General features: G+C 70.8%; 16 protein-coding genes and 1 pseudogene. 14 read left to right on the top strand and 3 right to left on the bottom strand.

The genetic code is table 11. The features are described 5' to 3' along the window. Positions 1–64: 64 nt before the first annotated feature. From J7656_RS06820 to J7656_RS06830, 3 genes and pseudogenes are all read left to right on the top strand, one after another. Complete coding sequence (locus J7656_RS06820) at positions 65–820, top strand: coenzyme F420-0:L-glutamate ligase (protein ID WP_211554464.1); 756 nt, start codon at positions 65–67, stop codon at positions 818–820. Positions 821–822: 2 nt separating this feature from the next. After that, a complete protein-coding gene (locus tag J7656_RS06825; protein WP_017344546.1) occupies positions 823–1,806 on the top strand; it encodes a 5,10-methylenetetrahydromethanopterin reductase in 984 nt (327 codons plus the stop codon). A gap of 167 nt (positions 1,807–1,973) precedes the next feature. Continuing rightward, positions 1,974–3,658: pseudogene (locus J7656_RS06830) on the top strand (methyl-accepting chemotaxis protein). 36 nt (positions 3,659–3,694) lie between these two features. On the opposite strand, the gene J7656_RS06835 reads toward J7656_RS06830, so the two are convergent. After that, complete coding sequence (locus J7656_RS06835) at positions 3,695–3,934, bottom strand: DUF8024 family protein (protein ID WP_017344548.1); 240 nt, start codon at positions 3,932–3,934, stop codon at positions 3,695–3,697. 63 nt (positions 3,935–3,997) lie between these two features. After that, a complete protein-coding gene (locus tag J7656_RS06840; RefSeq protein WP_017344549.1) occupies positions 3,998–4,483 on the bottom strand; it encodes a DoxX family protein in 486 nt (161 codons plus the stop codon). Between the two features lie 108 nt (positions 4,484–4,591). Between J7656_RS06840 and J7656_RS06845 the strand changes: the two genes are divergently transcribed. The 7 genes from J7656_RS06845 to J7656_RS06875 all read left to right on the top strand — a co-directional run bounded on the left by J7656_RS06845 (position 4,592) and on the right by J7656_RS06875 (position 11,415). Then, positions 4,592–6,493: a site-2 protease family protein gene (locus J7656_RS06845; RefSeq protein ID WP_017344550.1), complete on the top strand. Its 1,902-nt coding sequence runs from the start codon at positions 4,592–4,594 to the stop codon at positions 6,491–6,493. A 192-nt stretch (positions 6,494–6,685) separates the two neighbouring features. After that, on the top strand, positions 6,686–6,889 hold the full coding sequence (locus tag J7656_RS06850; protein ID WP_082224278.1) for a hypothetical protein: 204 nt from the start codon (positions 6,686–6,688) through the stop codon (positions 6,887–6,889). Between the two features lie 177 nt (positions 6,890–7,066). Continuing rightward, the gene (locus J7656_RS06855) at positions 7,067–8,314 is read left to right on the top strand and encodes an ornithine cyclodeaminase, nickel-pincer nucleotide-dependent (protein WP_017344551.1); all 1,248 of its coding nucleotides are present in this window, start codon (positions 7,067–7,069) and stop codon (positions 8,312–8,314) included. Beyond that, positions 8,311–8,832 carry a GNAT family N-acetyltransferase gene (locus J7656_RS06860; protein ID WP_017344552.1) on the top strand — a complete coding sequence of 174 codons (522 nt, stop codon included), beginning with the start codon at positions 8,311–8,313 and terminating at the stop codon, positions 8,830–8,832. The genes J7656_RS06855 and J7656_RS06860 overlap by 4 nt, the downstream gene beginning before the upstream one ends. 86 nt (positions 8,833–8,918) lie before the next feature. Further along, complete coding sequence (locus J7656_RS06865; protein WP_211554466.1) at positions 8,919–9,908, top strand: Gfo/Idh/MocA family protein; 990 nt, start codon at positions 8,919–8,921, stop codon at positions 9,906–9,908. A 69-nt stretch (positions 9,909–9,977) separates the two neighbouring features. Next, a complete protein-coding gene (locus tag J7656_RS06870; protein WP_211554467.1) occupies positions 9,978–10,403 on the top strand; it encodes a universal stress protein in 426 nt (141 codons plus the stop codon). Between the two features lie 139 nt (positions 10,404–10,542). Beyond that, on the top strand, positions 10,543–11,415 hold the full coding sequence (locus J7656_RS06875) for a sulfurtransferase (RefSeq protein WP_017344555.1): 873 nt from the start codon (positions 10,543–10,545) through the stop codon (positions 11,413–11,415). A 66-nt stretch (positions 11,416–11,481) separates the two neighbouring features. On the opposite strand, the gene J7656_RS06880 is transcribed toward J7656_RS06875, so the two are convergent. Further along, positions 11,482–13,398, bottom strand: a complete 1,917-nt coding sequence (locus J7656_RS06880; protein WP_211554469.1) for a S9 family peptidase — start codon at positions 13,396–13,398, stop codon at positions 11,482–11,484. 100 nt (positions 13,399–13,498) lie between these two features. Between J7656_RS06880 and J7656_RS06885 the strand changes: the two genes are divergently transcribed. From J7656_RS06885 to J7656_RS06900, 4 genes are all read left to right on the top strand, one after another. Continuing rightward, a complete protein-coding gene (locus J7656_RS06885) occupies positions 13,499–15,100 on the top strand; it encodes an FAD-binding domain-containing protein (RefSeq protein WP_211554471.1) in 1,602 nt (533 codons plus the stop codon). 128 nt (positions 15,101–15,228) lie between these two features. Further along, positions 15,229–15,462 (top strand): YgaP family membrane protein, encoded by a 234-nt coding sequence (locus J7656_RS06890; protein ID WP_017344558.1) that lies wholly within the window; start codon positions 15,229–15,231, stop codon positions 15,460–15,462. Between the two features lie 173 nt (positions 15,463–15,635). Then, entirely contained in the window at positions 15,636–16,868 is a 1,233-nt protein-coding gene (locus tag J7656_RS06895) for an FAD-dependent oxidoreductase (protein ID WP_017344559.1), read from the top strand. 90 nt (positions 16,869–16,958) lie between these two features. Continuing rightward, positions 16,959–17,366, top strand: a complete 408-nt coding sequence (locus tag J7656_RS06900) for a MaoC family dehydratase (protein WP_017344560.1) — start codon at positions 16,959–16,961, stop codon at positions 17,364–17,366. Positions 17,367–17,550: the final 184 nt, after the last annotated feature.

Consider the following 17,550-nt stretch of genomic DNA (forward strand, 5'->3'; position numbering starts at 1 on the left):
CCCGATACCGTCAAACCGACCCGGTACCGGCGGTGTTTTTCCTCGTCGCCGCGCAGGTGATCGTATGGAGCTGTTCGCGGTTCCGGACCTCCCGGAGATCCGGGAGGGAGACGATCTGGCGGCCATGATCGACGAGCGCGTCGACCTCCGTGAGGACGACGTGGTCGTCGTCGCCAGCACGGTCGTCTCGAAGGCCGAGGGGCGCGTCTTCGACCTCGACGACTTCCCGGCGAGCGAGCGCGCAGAGGCGGTCGCCGACCGGCTCGCGGAGATTTCGGGCGAACAGAAGGATCCGCGCTTCGCGCAGGCCGTCATCGAGGAGTCGACGGAGCTCCTCATGGAGGCGCCCTTCCTCCTCACCGCGACGCGCTTCGGCCATATCGGCGTTAACGCCGGCATCGACCGGTCGAACGTTCCCGACGGCGACCTGCTGCTGCTCCCCGAGCGCCCCTCCGAGAGCGCGGCGCGGATCCGCGAGGGGCTCGCGGCCGACCGCGTCGTCGTCAGCGACACCTGCGGGCGCCCGTTCCGCCACGGCCAGCGCGGCGTCGCGATCGGCTGGGCCGGAACCCCCGCCAGTCGCGACTGGCGCGGCGAGACGGACCGCGACGGCCGCGAGATGGGCGTCACCGTCCAGAACGTGATCGACGAGCTGGCCGCGGCCGCCAACCTCGTCGCGGGCGAGGGCGACGGCGGAACCCCCGTCGTCGTCGTCCGCGACTGGGAGTTCGGCGACCACGACGGCTCGGACAACCACTTCCGCGAGGTCGAGGGCGACTTCGTCCGGCAGGCCCTGCGGGAGTGGACCTTCGACGAATAACCATGCTCGGTATCGAACTCACCCCCGAACACGAGTTGTCCCGCCTCGTCGACCTCGGCGTCCGCGCCGAGGACGCCGGCTACGACGCCGTCTACTCGACGTGTCACTACAACAACCGCGACCCGTGGGCGTTCCTCTCGCGGCTCGCGGCCGCCACGGACTCCGTCCGGCTCGGCCCGGGCGTCGCGAACCCCTACGAGACGCACCCGGTGACGCTCGCCTCGAAGGTCGCCACCCTCGACGAGGCGTCCGGGGGCCGGGCCGTCTTCGGCCTCGGCCCCGGCGACCCCTCGACGCTGGCGAACCTCGGGCTCGAAGACGAGCGCGGGCTCCGCCCCGTGCTGGAGGCGTTCAAGACCGCCCAGAAGCTGTGGGCCGGCGAGCGCGTCGACCACCAGGGGACCTTCGACGCGACCGACGCCGGGCTCAACTACGAGCCGCCGCAGGGGGCTGATATTCCGGTCCACGTCGGCGGCGAGGGGCCGCACATGTGCCGGATGGCCGCGAAGCACGCCGACGGGCTGCTGTACAACGGCTCGCACCCGAAGGACCTCGTGTGGGCCCGCGAGCAGGTCGACGACGGCCTCGCGGACAGGCCCGACCACCGCGGCGAGTTCGACCTGATCGCGTACGCCGCCGTCTCTATCGCCGAGGACGAGACCGCCGCCCGCGAGGCCGCCCGCCCGCCGGTCGCGTTCATCACCGCGGGCGCCGCGCCGCCCGTCCTGAAGCGCCACGGGATCGACCCGGACGCGGCGACGGAAATCGGCGACCGCGTCTCGGCCGGCGAGTTCTCCGCCGCCTTCGAGCGCGTGACCCCGGAGATGATAGACGCGTTCTGTATGGCGGGCACCCCCGAGACCGTCCGCGAACGCGCCGCCGCGGTCGCCGAGCACGCCGACGGGCTCGTCGTCGGCTCGCCGCTCGGCCCGGACTTGGAGAACGCCGTCGACCTCGCCGCCGACGCGGTCGACGGGCTCTTTTAACACCTCCCGCACCGCGGCGGATTCTCACCCCGTGACAATCGAGAATCGGTCCTGATAACCCCGGCGGGAGGTTCATATGGCGTTCTCATCGAGGTCCGAACATGTCCACGACACGACAGCGCCGCCCGGGGATACGCGGGCGGTACGAGGCTATTCTGTGGCGGACGATGGACGCCCTCGGCGTCACGGAGTCGATAGAGCGCAAGGTCGTCACGGCGGTCGGCATCCAGTTCCTCGTCACCGTCGGCATCTTCGTCACGCAGTTTGTCCTCTCCGGGACCGCCGCGTACGTCGTCTCCGGCGCCCTGTTCCTCGGCGCGGTCGTCGCCATCTACAACACCCTGCTCATCGTCCGACGCGACTTCGTCGCCCCGATCCGAGCGTTAGAGCGCGAGGCGGACGCGATCGCCGCGGGAGAGATCGAGGGGACGAGCGGCGTCGACGCGGCCGATCAGTCGGACGGCGACGCGGCCGGCGCGCTCGATCCAACCCAACCCGACGAGGTCGGGAGCCTCGTCGGCGCGTTCGGCGAGGTCCACGGCTATCTCACCACCGTCTCGGCGCAGGCGGAGGCGCTCGCGGCTCAGGAGTTCGACGACCCGGCGCTCGACGAGGACGTCCCGGGCTCCTTCGGCGAGTCGCTCGACGAGATGGCCGAGAACCTCGCCGCCTACACGGCCGAGCTGGAGGCGCTCGTCGACGCCTTCGGCGACGCCGCGGAGCGCGCGCAGGACGGCGACCTGACGGCGACCATCGACGCGGACGCGCTGGCGACCGACGAGGAGCGGTACGCCGAGCTCGTCGACAACTACAACCGGCTCGTGGCGACCCTCGGCGAGACGCTCGGCGACGTCGGCTCGTTCACCGCCGACGTGGCCGGCACCGCGGACGACGTGCGCGCGAGCATGGACGAGGTCGACGACGCGAGCGGCGAAGTCGCCCGCTCGGTTCAGGAGATCTCCGACGGCGCAGCAGAGCAGACGGACGAGTTAGAGGCGATCGCCGGCGAGATGAACACGCTGTCCGCGACGGTCGAGGAGATCGCGGCGAGCGCGGACGACGCGGCCGAGACCGCCCGCGACGCCGCCGAGCGCGGTCGGTCCGGCCGAGAGGAGGCAGCCGAGGCGATCGCGGAGCTGGAGACCCTCGAAACCCGGATCGGCGAGACGGCGGCCGCGGTCACCGACCTCGCGGAGCGGGTCGGCGAGATCGACGAGATCGCAGCCGTGATCGACGAGATCGCGGAGGAGACCAACCTGCTCGCCCTGAACGCCTCCATCGAGGCGGCGCGCGCCGACGGCTCCGGCGACGGGTTCGCGGTCGTCGCGGACGAGGTGAAGTCGCTCGCGGAGGAGACCCGCGAGTCTGCGGCGGAGATCTCCGGGCGGATCGAGGAGGTCCAAGAGGCGTCGGCAGAGACCGCGGCCGACGCCGAGGAGATGGAGACGCAGGTCGCGGACGGCGTCGAGACGATCGAGTCGACGCTGCGGGAGTTCGAGGGGGTCGTCGAGGACGTGACGACGGTCGACGAGACCGTCCAGGAGATCAGCGACGCGACCGACGACCAAGCGCGCACGACCCAGGAGGTCGTCGACATGGTCGACGGGGTCGCGTCCGTGAGCAGACAGACCGCGACCGAGGCCGAGACCGTCGCGGCCGCGGCCGAGGAGCAGACCGCGACCGTCTCCGAGGTGACGGGGCAGGTCCACACGCTCTCGGACCAGTCCGACGAGCTGCTCGCGCGGCTGAACGAGTTCGAGGTGCCGGACGGGTCGGACGGGGCCGCGACCGCGGTCGGGGGCCGGCGAGCGGTTCCGGGACGCGGTCGGCGACGGGCGCCGACGACGACTGAAGAGAGGGTCCGATCGAGCCCCCGGTTTTCACCTCTTTATTCGGAGCGGCCGCGACCGCCGAGCGCGGGGAGGTTCACGCCGATCTCGTTGAGCAGCGCGCCGACCGCGGCGTAGCCGAACACGGCGACGCCGCCGACAAGCAGGAGCTGTCCGACGACGACGAGCAGCGCCGACAGCGGGTCGCCCGCGCCGAGGATCAGGTCGTTCAGGAAGATGTCGACGAACCGGCCGACGTCGCCGACCAGCCGCGAAACGAAGTCGATGAGCGCGATCATGGGCCACGGTTGGGCCGGGGGGTACTTGGGTGTTGAGTTCGCGGCGGCGATTCGCCGATCGATTCACCCTTCCGACCGCGGCGTCGCCGCCTCGTCGGCGCGCGCGTACCGCAGCGCCCAGCCGATCAGGACGCCCTGGAACGGCAGCCGGATCCACGCCGCGAGCCGCGCCGGGCCGACGAGCCGGTCGGAGACGAGGTCGTTCAGGGTGTCGCTCCGGGCGAGGTGGACGTTCGCCGGGAACACGGCCACGAGGAGGGCGACGATCCCCCACGCCGACGGGCGTCGCGTCCGCGGGATCGCGACGCCGATCCCGAGGAGGATCTCGGCGATTCCGGAGAGGTAGACGAGCCCCACCGGCCGCGGGAACGAGGGCGGAACCGCCTCGGCGAACCGCTTCGGAGCGAGGAAGTGCGCGATACCGGCGACGACGTACGTCGCGCCCATCAGCGGCGCGAGCGAGCGCTCGGACTCGCCGCTTCCCTGGCTGTGCGACTCGTCCGGCGCGTCGGCCACCGGCCTGGACTGCGTTCGGTCTGCGTCGGTCACGCCTCGTCCCACGAACGGGAGGCGTATTACTCCTCGCCGCCCCGCCGCGGCCGGCCCGGATTCCGGGAACCGAACGTCTTAGGAACGGCCGAACCTAACTGACCCGTAATGAACACGCTGTTCTGGGTGCTCACCGGGATCCTCGCGTACTCCGCGGTCGCGATGTACCTGCGGAACAAGGGGGTCCTCCCGGACGCGTTCAGGGTCTCCGGCCCGGTGTTGACCCTCCGGACGCTCCGCGGGCGCGCCTTCCTCGGTCGACTCGCGGCCCCGAAGCGGTTCTGGCGTGCGGTCGCCAACCTCGGACTCGGCGGGGCTTTGGTGGCGATGGTGGCGTCGTTCGCGCTCATCCTCTCATCGGCGATGTCCGCGTTCACGAACGCGCAGCCCTCCGCGATCCAGCAGCCGCAGAACTTCCTCATCATCCCCGGCGTCAACGACTTCCTCCCGCTGTCGGTCGCGCCCGAGATCGTCGCCGGCCTCGCCGGCGCGATGGTGGTCCACGAGGGCGCGCACGGCCTGCTCTGCCGGGTCGAGGACATCGACATCGACTCGATGGGGCTCGTCTTCTTCGCGCTGCTCCCGGTCGGCGCGTTCGTCGAACCCGACGAGGAGGCGACCCAAGAGGCGTCTCGCGGCGCCCGCGCCCGGATGTTCGCGGCCGGCGTTACCGCGAACACGGTGCTGACGATCGTCGTCTTCGCGCTCCTCTTCGGCCCGGTCGTCGGCGCCATCTCGCCGGCGGCCGGCTACGCGGTCGGCGAGGTGAACCCCGGCTCCCCGGCGGCCGCGGCCGACCTCTCGCAGGGCGACCGCGTCGTCGAGGTGGCGGGGACGCCGATCGAGACGAGCGGCGAGTTCGAGTCCGCGATCGCCGACGCCGGCGACTCCGTCGCGCTCACGGTCGACGACGGCGAGACGCGGGAGACGGTGACGGTCGACCGCGAGCTACAGGTGGTCGGCTCCGCCGGCGGCAACCCCCTCGGGGTGACCATCGAGGAGGTGCCCGTGACGATCGCGGCCGTGAACGGCGAGCCGGTCGCGACCGAGTCGGACTTCTTCGACGCGGTCGGCGGCGACGAGCGCGCAACGCTGACCGTGACGGGGAACGCGACCGTCCTCGACCAAGTCCGCGACGCGCCGGGCGCCGAGAACGCGTCCGGCGTCGAGGCGGCCGACGGCGACGCGGCGGTCACCGTCCCCGACGTGCCGGTCGGCGCGTACGTCGTCGGCGTTCAGGAGGACGGCCCGATCCACGACGCGGGCGCCGCGCTCGGCGAGCCGCTGACGATCGTCTCGGTCGACAGCGAGCGCGTCGCCGACAACGAGGCGCTCTCGGCCGTCCTCGGCGAGCGCGAGGCCGGCGAGACCGTTCCCGTCACCGTCTACGACGCCGACGGCGAGCGCACCACGTACGACGTGGAGCTCGACGCGCACCCGAATCGCGACGGCGGGTTCATCGGCGTCAGCGTCTTCCCCGGCACGAGCGGGCTCGCGCTCGACGACGTGGGCGTCACCGAGTACCCCGCCGGCGCGTACCTCGAACTGCTCGGCGGCGACGGCGGTCAGGAGGCCGCGGACGGGCTCCCGCTCGGCGGGGTCACGGAGTCGCCGCTCGGCCTCGTCTTCGTCGCGCTCATCCTCCCGCTCGGCAGCCTCTTCGGACTCCCGTTCAACTTCGCGGGGTTCACCGGCGACCTGACCAACTTCTTCGTCGTCGAGGGGCCGCTGGCGGCGCTCGGGGGCGGCACCTTCCTGCTTGCGAACCTCCTCTTCTGGTCGGGGTGGATCAACATCCAGCTGGCGCTGTTCAACTGCCTGCCGGCGTTCCCGCTGGACGGCGGCCGCATCCTCCGGATGGTCGCCGAGGCGGTGATCAGCCGGGTCCCGATCAGCGACCGGCACGCCGCGGTGCGGACGATAACGGTCTCGTCCGGGCTCGTCATGCTGGCCGGGCTGGTCGCGATGATCTTTGGCAACCAGATCCTCACCGCGCTCGGGGTTATCTGAGGCGGTGGCGCGCGCCTCCGAGTGGCCGCCGAAGGCGGCCGCGAGGAGCACGCGCGAGGGAGCGGTGAGCGCTCGAAGAGCGCGAACCGCGAGGCTGGGGAGGAGTGAGGCGCGGTGCCGTGCGGTGCGGGACTCAAAGGGGCAGCCGGGAAGCAGGCGCAGGCGACGCAAGCACTGGAGGGAGCGAACGGAGTGAGCGACCGAAGCGCGCAGCGAGCGTGCGCCCGCTTCCCGGCTGGGGCTTTGGAGGTTGTCTCCGTCGATCCGCGATCAGGCATTTATAAACGAGCGGCTGGGGCTTTGGAGGTTGTCTTCGTCGATCTACTGGCCGTCATTTATAAACGAGCGGCTGGGGCTTTGGAGATCGTCACCGCGCCATCGGCCACGTATAAATAGCCGACGGCAACACCACGATCCGGTTTATAAGTAACCGATCAACCACACAGGTTCATACTCCCTCGCTACCGTTCACCGCCGTTTCCGTACTGCGCGAGATACGTCAGAATCCTCTCTGTTGAAGAGTCGTAACAGACCGAGGGAAACCGGTTTCCCCGACGGGCGCGACGCCTCCGTATGACGCACTCGCGGACCGTCGAACTCGAAGGTCACATCATCGACAGCGGCACGATGCAGCGCTGCTTCGGCGCGGTGATGGACCTCGGCGGCTCGTTCGACGTCGAGCAGTTCGACGTCGGAAAACACGAAACTGAGGAGTCGTACTGCCGGCTGACCGTCTCCGCCGACGACCCAGAGACGCTGCGCGACATCCTCCACGAGCTCCACCAGAACGGCGCCGTACTGGAGGACCCCTCCGAGGTGGACCTCGTCGCGGCGCCCGCGGACAAGGTGGTGCCGCCGAACTTCTACTCGACGACGAACCACCCGACCGAGGTGTTGTACGACGGCGAGTGGATCGACGTCGAGCGGATCGAGATGGACTGCGCGCTCGTCGTCGATCCCGAAGGCGCCTCCGACGGTTCCCCCCGCGCCTACACCAAGACGCTCAACGCGGTCCAGGAAGGCGACCTCGTCGCGACGGACCAGTCCGGGATCCGCGTGAACCCGCCGGAGCGCCCGCGGAGCGGCGGCGGCGCGTTCGGCTTCATGCAGGGCGGCGTCTCCGCCGAGCGCCCTTCGGAGTCGACGATCCGCGAGGTCGCCGAGGAGCTTCGCGCGGTGAAGGAAGACGGCGGCAACGTGATGGTCGTCGCGGGGCCGGCCGTGATCCACTCCGGCGCCGGCGACGCGCTCGCGGACCTCGTCGCCGCTGGCTACGTCGACGCGCTCTCGGCGGGCAACGGCTTCGCCACGCACGACTTAGAGCGCTCCATCTACGGCACCTCGCTGGGGATGAACGTCGAGACGCTCGAACACCCGCGGAAGGGCCACAAACACCACATCTGGACCATCTCGGAGATCATCCGGGCCGGCGGGATCGAGGCGGCAGTCGACGAGGGAATCGTCACGGAGGGCGTGATGTACGAGTGCGTCGAGAATGACGTCGACACCGTCCTCGCGGGCTCGATCCGCGACGACGGCCCGCTCCCGGACACGATCACCGACGCGGTCGAGGCGCAGGACGCGATCCGCGAGCAGGCCCACGACGCCGACCTCGTGATCATGCTCGCGACGCTGCTCCACTCCGTCGCGGTGGGAAACTGCCTCCCGTCGACGACGAAGACCGTCTGCGTCGACATCAACCCCGCAACGGTCACCCAGCTGCTCGACCGCGGCTCCGCGCAGGCGATCGGGATGGTCACCGACATCGGGACGTTCGTGCCGACGCTCGCGGAGTTCGTGCTGGAGGGGGACGAGGCGTGACCCCCGAACTCCGCCCCTACGACCGCGAGCGCGACGCGGACGGCCTCTACGAACTGAAGCGCGCCTTCGAGCGCGGCCTCGGCGAGAACACCGGCGGCGACGAGAAGGCGGCCGCCTACGAGGGGAAGCTCACCGACGCCTACCGCGAGCGGTGGCTCGACTGGGTCGACCGCTGCGTCGCCGACGACGAGCGGTGCGTGACCGTCGCGGTCGACCGAAGTGAGGCCGAAAGCGGCGCTTCGGTCGTCGGCTACGTCTTCGTCCTCCCCGAGCGCACCGCGATGATCTGGGACGCGGCGGTCCTGAACGAGATCTACGTCGCCCCCGACCACCGCGGCACCGGCGTCGCCGACGACCTGATCGACGCCGCGCTCGCGCTCGCGGCCGATCAGGACCTCCCACTCGACCGACTGGTCCTCGACGTCGACCCCGCGAACGAGCGCGCGAAGGGGTTCTACGACCGTCACGGCTTCGAGCCGTGGGGCAAGATGGTGGCGCGGCCGCTGGACGACGCCTGACATCACGGCCACGCGACCGCAATCGGCCCGACCCGACCCGTTCCGACTCCCGAAGCTACAAGCGCGCTCGCCCGCTCTCGTCGGCCGTGATACAGATCGGGATCGTCGGCTGCGGCGTCATCGGGAACCGACTCGCGGCCGCCGTCGCGGAGCACGACCAATACGAACTGGCGGCCGCCTGCGACCTCGACGCGGACCGCGCGGCGTCGCTCGCGGCCGACCACGGCACCGACCGCACCCAGACGACGACCGACCACGCCTCGCTCGTCGAGCGCGACGACCTCGACGCGGTGTACGTCGGCGTGCCGCCGCTCGCCCACCGCGAGGTCGTCGCCGACGCGCTCGCTGCCGACAGGCACGTCATCTGCGAGAAGCCCATCGCGGCGGACGCGGAGACGGGCCGCGAACTCGTCGGGCTCGCGGAGGAGACGGACCGCGTCACGGCCGTGAACCTCCCGTTCCGCTACACGCCGGGGTTCGTCCGCCTGCGCGAGGCGGTCGCCGCGGGCGATATCGGCGACCCGCGCCGGGTCGAACTCCGGTTCCGGTTCCCGGAGTGGCCTCGCGAGTGGCAGGACGTGGCGTGGTTGGAGTCGCGCGAGCAGGGCGGCCCGCTCCGCGAGGTCGGGACGCACTTCCTGTTCGGCGTTCAGGAGCTGTTCGGCCCGATCGAGACCGTCTCCGCCGACGTGGGCTACTCCGGACCGGAGACCTACGAGGACGACGTTGTCGGCTCCTTCCGGGTCGACGGCGTCAGGGGAACGATCGACCTGCTCTGCGACCACGAGGGCGAGGAGGAGAACGCGATCACGGTCGTCGGCGACGAGGCGTCGCTGTCGCTGACGGCGTGGTACCGGCTCGTTCGGAACCGGGGGCGCGAGGACGAGGAGACGCTCGTTGACGAGCGCGGCGACACCGTGAGCGCGCTCCTGACGGAGTTTGCGGGGGCGGTTGAGGGCGAGGGCGGCGACCTCGTCTCGTTCGCGGAGGCGACACGCGTTCAGGAGGTGCTCGACGCGATCCACGCGTCGGACGGGGACCGGGTTCGGGCGGGAGGTAGCGGCCGGGAGAAGTAACCCGATCGCGGAGTCGTCGGCCGGGAACGCCCGGCAGGAGTTATGTGTCTCACGGACCCATTTCCGCGTATGAGCTACCTCGTTGCGACCGACGGGTCGACGGAGAGCGACGAAGCCGTCCGGTACGCGGCGCGACAGGCGGTCGCGTTCTACGAGACGCTCGAGATCGCCCACGTGCTGACGCCGGACTCGGAGCTGGTCGACGGGACGATCGTCCTCCCGGGCGAGGAGGCCGCCGTCGAGGCCGGGCAGGGCGTCTTAGAGAGCGCTCGGAGCATCGCCGAGGAGGCGGTCGGCGACGAGTCGATCGACGTCGAGACCCAGCTCCTCACGGGGCGTCCGGCCGACGCGCTCACCGAGTACGCGAACGAGGAGCCGGTCGACGCCATCTACGTCGGCCACCGGGGGCTCTCGGAGGAGCGCGAGCAGGTCGTCGGCAGCGTCGCGAAAAGCGTCGTCGACAAGGCCGACGTGCCCGTGACGGTGATCCGGTAGGTGTCAGCCGAAGAAAACGACTGAGCGGCCGCGAGGCGGTCGAATTTTCCGTTTTCGCGCGCCGATCCGGCTGTCACAGGCGCCGGAAAGAACCGCCATTATCGGACGTTCAAAACGGCGTTAGACCGTAGTACGGGTGATGACAGAAGACGTACTCGTCACGGCGGACTGGGTCGAAGACCGCTTGGACCGCTTCCAGGACGACGACTCGGACCTCCGGCTCGTCGAGATCAACAACCCGACCGTCACCGACGAGTCGGAGTACACGCCCTACGAGGAGGGCCACGTCCCCGGCGCGCTCAACTTCGAGTGGGACGCGGTGTTCACCGACGAGACCGAGCGCGACATCGTCTCGAAGGCGGACTTCGCGGCCCGAAACGGCGAGGGCGGCATCGACGCCGACACGACGGTCGTCGTGTACGGCGGCGGCCGCGTCCCGAACTGGTTCGCGCTGTTCGGCTACTGGATCTACAAGTACTACGGCCACGACGACATCCGCGTGATCGACGGCGGGAAGGGGTACTGGGTCGAGAACGACTACCCGCTCTCGACCGAAGAGCCCGACTTCACGCCGCGCGACTACGAGGCCCGCGGCCCCTTCGAGAGCGTCCGCGCGTACAAGGACGACATCGACAAGGCGATCGAGGAGGGGATCCCGATGGTCGACGTCCGCTCCCCCGAGGAGTTCTCCGGCGAGGTCATCGCGCCCGAGGGGCTCAACGAGACCGCCCAGCGCGGCGGCCACATCCCCGGCGCCAGCAACGTACCGATCGGCACCACGCTGAACGAGGACGGGACGTTCAAGAGCGCGGACGAGCTCCGCGAGCTGTACAGCGACGCCGGCGTCGACGGCGACGAATCGACGATCACCTACTGCCGCGTGGGCGAGCGCTCGTCGATCGAGTGGTTCCTGCTCCACGAGCTGCTCGGCTACGACGACGTCCGCAACTACGACGGCTCGTGGACCGAGTGGGGGAACCTCGTCGGCGCGCCGATCGAGACCGGCGAGTAAGCGAAGCTCGCGGTCGCTGACCGCCGTACCCCTTTTCAACTACTCCCGACGCGGGGAGTCACCGCCTCAGCCCTCCAGCGACGCGACCGCGGTCCGCTCCGCGCCGATTTTGCGGTCGAGGAAGTCGTCGAGCAGCTCCAGCGAGCGGATCTTCTGGTCGATGTCGCCGGAGCCGTGGCCCTCCTCGCCGAGCTCCTCGTACTCGTAGTCGACACCCTCCTCGAAGCCGGCGTCATCGAGCGCGTCGCGGAGGATGCGCGCCTGCGAGACCGGCACCCGCGGGTCGTTGACGCCGTGGACGATCAGGAGGGGCGCGTCGACGTTTTCGACGTAATTGACGGGGCTGCGCTCGCGGTAGATCGCCTCGTTCTCGTCCGGCTCGCCGAGGTTCTTCACCATGAGCTCCGTCCGGAAGTGCGGCATGGTGTTCTCGTACATGTCGAACAGGTCGCTGACGCCGACCCACGTGACCCCCGCGGCGTACAGGTCCGGGTACTGGACCATCTGCCAGTTCGCGGAGTAGCCGCCGTAGGAGCCGCCGTAAACGGCGACGCGGTCCTCGTCGAGCCAGTCGTACTCGTCGAGGACGTGCTCGGCGCCGACCGCCACGTCGCCCTGCTCGGCGCCGCCCCAGTCGTCGTACAGCTCCTGGACGAACTCGCGGCCACGCCCCGTGGAGCCACGGTAGTTCACCTGGAGGATCGAGTAGCCGCGCGAGAGCAGGAACTGGACGCGGTAGCTGAACCGCCGGCTGTCGTGGTGTCGCGGGCCGCCGTGCGGGTTGACGATCAGCGGCGAGGGGCGTCGCCCCGAGTCGAACAGCAGCCCCTCGATCTCGAACTCCTCGTACGGGTCGTGGTCGACCGCGCGCGCCGGCGTTTCGGGGACGCCGTCGGAGGCGAACGAGACCGTCTCGGGCTCCACGAAGTCGTCCGGGTCGAACGGACCGTACTCCGCGTCGAACAGCGTCTCCGTCTCGTCGGCGCTGAGGTCGTACGCGACTAGTTCCGGCCGCCGGCTCGACGTCGTCCGGTACGCGAGCAGGCGGTCGTCCGCGAGGCGGCCGTCGGCCACGCTGGCGACGCCGGCCGGGAAGTCGAGCTCGCGGCCCTCGCCGGTCTCGGCGTCGTAGACGACCGGGACCGTCACGGCGCCGCGCGTCCGGCTCGCGACGAACCGGTCGCCGTCGTCGAGGAAGTGGCTCGGGGACTCCTCGAACTCGCCCGCGCCGAACCAGGTCACGTCCGCGGCGTCGCCGTCCGGGCTGGCCGCGTCCCCGCCGCCGAGGTCGACGATCCCGGCCCGGCCGAGGTCGGCGCTGTTGTCCGTGATCAGCAGGCGCTCGCCGTCGGGGCCCCAGTCGGTCGGCACGACCTCCGCGCCGAGGTCGCCGACCCCGAGGTTCCGCGGGTTCGCGCCGTCCGCGTCCGCGACGTAGGCGTCGAGGTTCTCGTAGGTGTCCGTCTCGTTGGTCGCGTACGCGATCCGGTCGCCGTCGGGCGAGAGCTCGCCGGCGTTGACCGCGCGGTCGTAGTCGGTGAGCTTCGCCGTCTCGCCGCTCGGCAGGTCGTGGCGGTAGAGGTTCATCTGCCCGTCGCGGCTGGAGCCGAGCAGGAGCGTTTCGCCGTCCTCGCCCACGTCGTGGAGCCGGATCTGTCCGTCCATCTCGACGACGGGCTCGCTCTCGCCGTCGAGCGACATCGCCCACACGTCGTGCTGCTCGTCGCCGGCCTCGTCGCGGTGATAGAACAGTCGGTCGCCGCTCGGGTCCCACTTGAACCCGGCCCGGACCGACCGGGGAACGTCGCCGTCGCTGAGCTGCTCTAGGGAGCCGTCGTCGAGGTCATAGAGGTGAAGCTCGTTGCGGCCGGTGACGTCGTAGTAGAGGGCGACGGTCTCTCCGTCCGGGGACACGCGCGGGCTCGCGATCGTCGGCAGCTTCGCGAGTTCGCGCAGTACGTCGGTCTCGTCTGAGTCTGACATCCATGTCAACACGGTGACGGCTCCCTATTCAACGTTTCCGCCGCGGACCCCGCGGCGGCCGACAGGCCCTTGCGCCGCCGGTCCGTTACCACTAATTCACATGACCGCGGGCGACGCCGGGCTCCCGTCGAGCCCCGACTCGGAAGCGATCCGGTCGCTCTCCGGCGCGCCGGGAACCGTCGTCTGGCACCGCGCCGACCTGCGGATCGCAGACAACCCGGCGGTCGCGGCGGCCGCCGACGAGGCTGACCGAATCCTCCCGCTGTTCGTCTTCGACCCCGGCTTCCATGACGAGCGCGGCGCGGCCTGCGACGCGCGGATCGAGTTCCTCCACGACTGCCTGCGCGACCTCGACCGCCAGTACCGCGACGTCGACGGTGCCGGGCTGACGTACGCCCACGGCGACCCGATCGACGTGCTGGGGCGGTTCGTCGACGCCGGCTGGGACGTCGTCGCGAGCGCGAGCCCGACCGGTCGGTACGGGCGCCGCCGCGACGAGCGCGCCCGCGAGCGGCTCGGTGTCCGCTTCGTCGCTGGCGACGGACTGGTCCGCGACGCGGACCGCCCCCGCGAGGGCTGGAGCGATCACGTCGAGTCGTGGCTCGCGGCCGACCCGTTCGACTGGGACCCCCGATCCGTCGCGGTCGACGGCGTCGAGACCGGGATCGACCCCGAAGCGGTCGCCGACGCGTACGACGTCAAGTCGACGAAGACGCGCGTCCCGACCGGCGGGCGCGAGGCCGGCCGCGAGCGCCTCCGCGCGTTCACCGAACGGATCGCGGAATACCCCGGCTCCATCTCCTCGCCGGTCGACGCCCGCGACGGAACGAGCGGCCTTTCCCCCTATCTGCGGTTCGGCTGCCTCTCGGTCCGCGAGGTCCACCGGCACGTCGACGAGAAGGTGCCCGACGGCCGCGGCAAGTCGATGTTCGTCTCCCGCCTCTACTGGAACCGCCACTACACCCAGAAGCTGCTCGACTGGCCGGGATGGCTCGACCGCGCCGTCAACCCCGTCTACGAGGGGTTCAACCACGACCGACACGATCCCGACCTCGTCGCGGCGTGGAAGCGCGGCGAGACCGGGTTCCCGATGGTCGACGCGAGCATGCGCTGTCTGCGGGAGACGGGGTGGCTCAACTTCCGGATGCGGGCGCTGTGCGCCTCCGTCTACTTCCATATCCTCCAGCAGCCGTGGAAGATCGGCGCGGACCACTTCTACGAGCACCTGATCGACGACGACGCCGCGATCAACTACACCCAGTGGCAGTCGCAGTGCGGGCTGGTCGGCCGTCCCGGTCTGCGATTGTACGACCCCCGCAAGCAGGTGCGCGATCAGGATCCGGACGGCGAGTTCGTCACGCGGTGGGTCCCCGAACTCGACCCGCTGCCGGCCGCACACCTCGACGCCCCCGAGAAGGCGCCCCTCGCGGTCCAGCGCGAGGTCGGCGTCCGGGTCGGCGAGGAGTACCCGTACCCGGTCGTCGACTACGAGGCGGCCCGCAGCGAGTTCCGCGAGCGGTACGGCGCGGTCCACGGCGCGGCCGCGGCGCGACTCGGCGAGGAGGAGACAGCGCGTCGCGCGTCGCTGTCTGGCGGGATCGAGGCCGCACGGTCGATCGCGGCCGAGCGCGGCGAGCCGGGGAGAGCGGACGCGACCGACGCCGGCGGGACCTCTCAGACCGGCCTCGACGACTTCGGGTGAGGCGGGCCGAGCGTCCCCGCCGATTCCCGCCGCCCACCGTGCGAGCGTCCGCCCGATCAGACCGAGCGCGACGACCCGAGATACCGACGGTGGAAAGGTTCATACGGTCGTGTGCCGTATTGTAGCGCATGAACCAAAACGTCGGTGCGACGGACAAGCGCGTCAGGACCGCGGTCGGCGCTCTTGCCGGTGTCGCCTCGTTAGCTACGCTCGCCAACGCCGCGCCGCTCCCCGCCATCGCGGCTCCGGTGCTCGGCGTCGTCGCCCTCATGATGCTCGGGACCGCCGCGACCGGGACCTGCGGCCTGTATTCGCTGCTCGGCGTCGACACCTGTCCGGCCGACGCCGGCGGCTCGCGCTGACCCCCGACGCTGGCCTATTTTAAGAATAGAGGCTCTTAGGAACGCGGTTTTTGCCGAAGTGGACGGCAGTCTCAAGTGTCGCGGATGCGTATCGTTCCCATGCGCGACAGTAGTCCGAGTAGGCGGCGTCTCGCGGCGGCCCGTGACCGCACCCGAGCCGGAGTGATCGCCCCGTGAGCGGCGACCCGACCGTCCTCGTGATCGGCGGCGGCGCGACGGGAACGGGCGTCGCCCGCGACCTTTCAATGCGCGGGGTCGACGTCGCGCTCGTCGACCGCGGGGGGCTCGGCAGCGGCACCTCCGGCCGGTCGCACGGCCTCCTCCACAGCGGCGCCCGGTACGCCGAGGCCGACGCCGAGGGGGCGCGCGAGTGTATCGAGGAGAACCGGACGCTCAGGTCGATCGCCGGCGCCTGCGTCCGCGACACCGGCGGCCTGTTCGTCCGCCTCGACGGCGACGACCCCGACTACTTAGAGGAGAAACTCGCCGCCTGCGAGTCGCTCGGGATCGAGACCGAACGCCTCGACGGCGACGACGCCCGCGAGGCGGCGCCGGGGCTCGCGGACGAGGTCGAGGCGGCGTTCCGGGTCCCCGACGGCGCCATCTACCCGTCGCGGTTAGTCGCGGCCAACGCCGCCGACGCCGAGCGGCGCGGGGCGAGCGTCTATCCCCACGCGCCGGTGGAGGACGTGACGGTCCGCGACGGCGAGGTTGCGTCCGTCAGCGTCGGCGGTTCGGTCGACGCGACGCTGTCGCCCGACGTCGTCGTCAACGCCACCGGCGCGTGGGCGGACTCGATCGCGGAGCTGGCGGGCGTCGAGGTCGGGATGGCGCCGAGCCGCGGCGTGATGGTCTCCGTCGAGTACGAGGGACTCGGCCCGGTGTTGAACCGGTGTCGCGACCCCGACGACGGCGACATCGTGGTCCCCCACGAGGGCGAGGTCGTGTTGGGGACGACGAGCGTCCCCGTCTCCGATCCCGACGACTACGAGACCGCCGACTGGGAGGTGGAGCGCTCCGTCGAGGAGTGCGCCGCGATGCTCCCCGCGGTCGCGGACGCGCCGACCGTGCGGACCTGGTGGGGCGTTCGACCCCTCTACGAGCCGGACGAGGCCGGGCAGGACCGCCGCGGGATCTCCCGCGGGTTCACGCTGCTCGACCACGAGCGCGACGGCGCCGACGGCCTCTACAGCGTCGTGGGCGGCAAGCTGACCACCTACCGACAGATGGCGGAGACGACCGCGGACCGCGTCTGCGACCGCCTCGGGGTCGAAGCCGCCTGCGAGACCGCGGACGAGCCGCTCGCGCACGCCGACGACCCCGAGCGGTTAGACGAACTCGTGGCGGAGTACGGCGGGGCGAACCCCACCGACGCCGACGTGGTCGACGCGCCGGCGGACGACTGACCCGGCCGGATCGCCGGATCGCCGCGGGACCCCGGCGGGGGTTCGAGGCTGAACCACGGGGTTGAGGCCCCGCCGGTGAGACCGATCGGTATGCCAGTCGCGACGGTCGGCGAGACGGCGACCAACGAGGTAACGGTGACCGAGGAGACGATCGAGGCGTTCGCGGAGCTCTCGGGCGACGAGAACCCGATCCACCTCGACGACGAGTACGCCGCCGAGACGATGTTCAGCGGCCGCGTCGCGCACGGAATCATATCCGCGGCCGTCGTCTCCGGAGCGCTCGCGCGGCTCTCCGGCGACATCGTCTACCTCTCTCAAGACCTCTCTTTCGAGAAGCCGGTCTACCCCGGCGAGACGGTCGAAGCGAGCGTCAGCGTCATCGACGACCTCGGCGGCGACCGGCTCGCGGTCGAGACGACTGCGACCGTCCCGGAGCGCGACGAGCGCGTCCTCTCGGGCGAGGCGACGGTGCTGTCGGTGCCGCACGGCGACGAGTAACTGACCGATGACAGCAGCCGCCCGGTCGGTATTGTTTATAAATAATCGACGAGTCGAGGCGGTGGCGCGTGCCTCCGAGCGTCCGAAGGACGCGAGGAGCACGCGCGAGGGAGTCGCTGGCGCCGGTGGCGCCAGCGACGAGGTTGGGGAGGGGTGAGGTGCTGTGCGGGGCGGTGCGGGGTGG

The organism is Halorubrum ruber (genome assembly GCF_018228765.1).
Classification (GTDB): domain Archaea; phylum Halobacteriota; class Halobacteria; order Halobacteriales; family Haloferacaceae; genus Halorubrum; species Halorubrum ruber.

Coding starts and splice junctions, on each gene's coding strand:
- J7656_RS06820 (WP_211554464.1), top strand. CDS start 65: ATGGAGCTGTTCGCGGTTCCGGACCTCCCGGAGATCCGGGAGGGAGAC.
- J7656_RS06825 (WP_017344546.1), top strand. CDS start 823: ATGCTCGGTATCGAACTCACCCCCGAACACGAGTTGTCCCGCCTCGTC.
- J7656_RS06835 (WP_017344548.1), bottom strand. CDS start 3,934: ATGATCGCGCTCATCGACTTCGTTTCGCGGCTGGTCGGCGACGTCGGC.
- J7656_RS06845 (WP_017344550.1), top strand. CDS start 4,592: ATGAACACGCTGTTCTGGGTGCTCACCGGGATCCTCGCGTACTCCGCG.
- J7656_RS06855 (WP_017344551.1), top strand. CDS start 7,067: ATGACGCACTCGCGGACCGTCGAACTCGAAGGTCACATCATCGACAGC.
- J7656_RS06870 (WP_211554467.1), top strand. CDS start 9,978: ATGAGCTACCTCGTTGCGACCGACGGGTCGACGGAGAGCGACGAAGCC.
- J7656_RS06875 (WP_017344555.1), top strand. CDS start 10,543: ATGACAGAAGACGTACTCGTCACGGCGGACTGGGTCGAAGACCGCTTG.
- J7656_RS06880 (WP_211554469.1), bottom strand. CDS start 13,398: ATGTCAGACTCAGACGAGACCGACGTACTGCGCGAACTCGCGAAGCTG.
- J7656_RS06885 (WP_211554471.1), top strand. CDS start 13,499: ATGACCGCGGGCGACGCCGGGCTCCCGTCGAGCCCCGACTCGGAAGCG.
- J7656_RS06890 (WP_017344558.1), top strand. CDS start 15,229: ATGAACCAAAACGTCGGTGCGACGGACAAGCGCGTCAGGACCGCGGTC.
- J7656_RS06900 (WP_017344560.1), top strand. CDS start 16,959: ATGCCAGTCGCGACGGTCGGCGAGACGGCGACCAACGAGGTAACGGTG.